General features: G+C 38.3%; 4 protein-coding genes and 2 pseudogenes. 5 read left to right on the top strand and 1 reads right to left on the bottom strand.

All coding sequences use genetic code 11. The features are described from left to right. From FTV30_RS15735 to FTV30_RS16540, 5 genes and pseudogenes are all read left to right on the top strand, one after another. Positions 1-1,099, top strand: a 1,099-nt coding sequence (locus FTV30_RS15735) for an ISNCY family transposase (protein WP_180001902.1), incomplete at its 5' end; no start/stop codon positions are given. A 185-nt stretch (positions 1,100-1,284) separates the two neighbouring features. Next, a pseudogene (locus FTV30_RS15730) lies at positions 1,285-1,566 on the top strand (helix-turn-helix domain-containing protein); the annotation flags it as partial. Then, positions 1,560-1,923, top strand: a pseudogene (locus FTV30_RS15725) (IS3 family transposase); the annotation flags it as partial. The pseudogenes FTV30_RS15730 and FTV30_RS15725, both read left to right, overlap by 7 nt. A 195-nt stretch (positions 1,924-2,118) precedes the next feature. Next, on the top strand, positions 2,119-2,580 hold the full coding sequence (locus FTV30_RS15720; RefSeq protein WP_004733111.1) for a DIP1984 family protein: 462 nt from the start codon (positions 2,119-2,121) through the stop codon (positions 2,578-2,580). Between the two features lie 733 nt (positions 2,581-3,313). After that, a complete protein-coding gene (locus tag FTV30_RS16540) occupies positions 3,314-3,478 on the top strand; it encodes a hypothetical protein (RefSeq protein WP_373683725.1) in 165 nt (54 codons plus the stop codon). A 27-nt stretch (positions 3,479-3,505) separates the two neighbouring features. Here FTV30_RS16540 and FTV30_RS15715 read toward each other — a convergent pair. After that, the coding region (locus tag FTV30_RS15715; protein ID WP_151760394.1) for a transposase domain-containing protein at positions 3,506-3,601 on the bottom strand (96 nt) is incomplete at its 5' end.

Here is a 3,601-nt window from a genome sequence, read left to right as displayed (position 1 = left end):
TTCGGATCAACTCCATGGTTTCGGACCCACTTTAGCGCATGAAAAGCTCACTACCGTTCATGGATTCGATCTTTCAGTGGAAACCCTGCGTTGCTGGATGATTGCAGCCGATTTATGGATTCCTCGCGCCAAGCGCCTGAAACGCCCGTATCAGCCTCGATATAACCGGGATTGTTATGGTGAACTGATCCAAATTGATGGCTCACATCATGACTGGTTTGAAGGACGAGCACCTAAATGCTGTTTACTGGTGTTTATTGATGATGCCACAGGAAAATTGCAGCATTTACGCTTCTGTGAATCAGAATCAACCTTTGACTATATGATTTCAACACGCCTGTATGTTGAACAGCACGGTAAGCCCTTAGCGTTTTACAGCGATAAACATTCAGTGTTTAGGGTAAATCAAAGCAGTAAGAAAGACACCAGGATTACCCAGTTTGGACGCGTACTCAGTACCCTCAAAATCGATATCATCTTCGCTAACTCACCCCAGGCCAAAGGTCGTGTGGAACGAGCGAATAGAACACTTCAGGATCGTCTGATTAAGGAGATGCGCCTGGAAGGTATCAATTCGATTGCAGATGCGAATAAGTGGTTGCCCTGCTTTATTGAGCAATTTAATCGTAAATTTGCCAAGATGGCTTTTAATCCCAAGGATCTACACCGGACTGTCACTGAAACAGCCGAAGAGTTAGATGATGTTTTTACCTGGCGTGAACCACGCAGAGTGACGAAAAGCCTGACCATTACTTATGATAAATGTGTATATCTCTTGGAGAATACAGAAGAAAATCAAAGGTTGATCGGCAAGTATCTTGAATTTCTAGAATACCCGGATGGTACTGTGGCCATCATGCATGAAAGTCGGAAGATCAATTACAGCATCTTCGATAAATTAAGTCAGCTGAACCAGCGAGAGATTGTTGAGAATAAACGGTTGGGTGCTGTTCTGAATCATATCCAACAGCAGCATGAAGAACTGGAACAGCAAAACAAACGCAATCGTTCTCAAAAGATGCCAAGCAGACGTGCACAGAAAACAGCAATTCAACAGCGAAATCTGAATCCTGTGCTTGACTTGGAAATGTCCATATAGGACATTTCTATTTGGTTATTAGGTAGGACATTTCTATTTGGTTATTAGGTAGGACATTTCTACTTAGGAATAACATGAAATGTTAGAACCCATTTAAAGTGTCTATATTCTCACCAATAAAAATGTCTAGTTTATGATGGTTTTTATCACCATGGACTGGATATAAAATATAGATGCTGATCACTATGTCGGATAAAGAACTTAAACGATTGTCGGTCTTGCAGGAAATCTGCGATCAACGCATAACTCAATCCCAGGCTGCTCAGCTACTTCTACTTCATATTTCAGAATGTCAGGTCAGACGCTTACTGCAGAAATACAAAGTTCAAGGTCCAGCTGCATTAGCCCATACGGGTCGTGGCCAAACCAGCAATTCCAGGCTTTCTTAAGAACTCAGACTCAAGTGCCTCAATATTGTTTCTGATCAACTGCATGGTTTCGGACCAACCTTGGCGCATGAAAAGCTTATTCAACAGGAGTTATGGTTCATTCTGACCAAGGCAGTCAGTACTGTAGTCGTGCTTTTAGAGCACTATTATTGACGAATAACTGTATTCAAAGTATGTCACGCAGTCTTGCGCAGTACACTGCTCATGTTGGGACAATGCAGTGACTGAAAGCTTCTTTCATACATTGAAAGGTCATGTAATCCATGGCGTGTGTTTGCCACTCGAAAAGAAGCGAATGCTGTCTTGTTTGACTATATCGAGATTTATTACAATCGAATCAGAAGACATTCTGCAAATGGCTGGTTAAGTCCTGAAGCCTTTGAACAAAAATATTGTAAGAATTTAGAGGGATCGACTGTCCACAATACTGTCTAGGATCAGATAAAGGATTCTGCATCTGAAAAAGGCCTTTAGCTTAATTCTGAGCTTCGACTAATGACAAAATATAAGACTTCTACCTCTGAAAATTATAAAAAATCAATTGTTTTGATCTTTAAAGAATGAGGATATAGTATTTGTGAAATTACTTAGCTGCTTAAAACTTAATTCTAATTGGTTAATAGGTGAAAAATGAAATTAGCAGAAGCTCTCTTACTTCGAAGTGATCAACAAAAAAAAATTATTTCACTAAAACAACGTATCAATGCAAATGTATTGGTACAAGATGGTGATAAACCATCTGAAGATCCTAATGAACTATTAAAACAAGTATTTTCTTTAATTCAAGAATTTCAAAAATTAAGTTATGCAATTCATGAAACTAATGCTTTAACAAAATTAAATGATGGTCGTTCTCTACTTGCTTTATTGTCTTTGCGTGATGAATTTGTAGAACAGCACAAAACCCTAACTGCAGCAATAAGTAATACATCTCGTGAATCTGATCGTTATAGTACGCGGGAAATAAAGTGGCATAAAGTTATTCCAGTTTCATCATTACAAAAACAAGCTGATGATATTAGTCTTAAATTACGTGATTTAAATGTGTTAATTCAGTCGAATAATTGGAAAATTGATTTGATTGAAGCCTAATAGTCCTTTAGATATAATCAAGTTGAACATACTGGGCGAGTACAAGATCCCTTACTTCCACAACATAGGATTGTAAATAAAGTGTAGTGGCTTGCAAAGCAAGTGGATAAGCTTAAAATTTTAAGTACAAATCAATCCATCACTTGGCAGAACTCAAATCTTTGTGCAAACAAAGTTACACGTTACTTATAACTACCATGTACTGACAGTATGTTCACCTCAATTACTAAAAATAAAGAAATGAGCAAGCATCAGCTGAAGCACATTCCTATTTTTAATTCGGTTCGGCTTTGTTGCATAACGAGCTGAAAGACAGATTTTGAAAATAGCGGATTCAAATCACAAGTGCGACACATTTGTAGTTAGGTGAAAAAGTTAGGTGTATTCGTAGAATCATTAGACTTTTTCAACTCGCAATTGGAAAGCACGCAATGAAGAAATACACCCAACTCTCTCAAGATGAAAGTAAGCATCCGCTGAGCCCCACTTTTCCTCACTCATGAATACCACGATAGTGTCCACTAAACTTTAAGTGGACACCTATTTATGGATTTAAAGACAGTTATAGACAGCACACCAATGCTAAAAAAGCCCCGTCGAACCTTCACGGCTGAATTTAAACATCAACTTATTCAGCAATGCCAGCAGCCAGATACATCAGTGGCTAACTTAATCGCTGCACTGGTAAACCGAATGAACTTGTAATAACGACTTTCGCAAGAGGTCTAGTGATCTGTACTCAATAAAAATATTAAATTCCCCTTTATGCTTATTAGCAAAACAAGATTCACATTTAACGAAATACGAGAAAATTAATTTTGATGATTTAAAAAATGAGAATTTTATATTTTATACAGATGATTTCAGTTTAACCCCCATCATATTAAGTGAAGCGTAAGCGTCCGCTGAACCCCATGCCTATTTTTTAATTTTGGTCGGATTTCCAGCGGTGTGGCAGTAATTCTTCTATTTGGGTCACTTTATGTGTCGGCAGCCTTTTCAGCACATCACTGAGATAGGC

It is taken from the genome of Acinetobacter sp. YH12255 (assembly GCF_013417355.1).
GTDB classification, from domain to species: Bacteria; Pseudomonadota; Gammaproteobacteria; order Pseudomonadales; family Moraxellaceae; genus Acinetobacter; species Acinetobacter pseudolwoffii.
The sequence above is the reverse complement of the archived record's forward strand: the minus strand, read 5'-3'. Positions and strand labels throughout refer to the sequence as shown.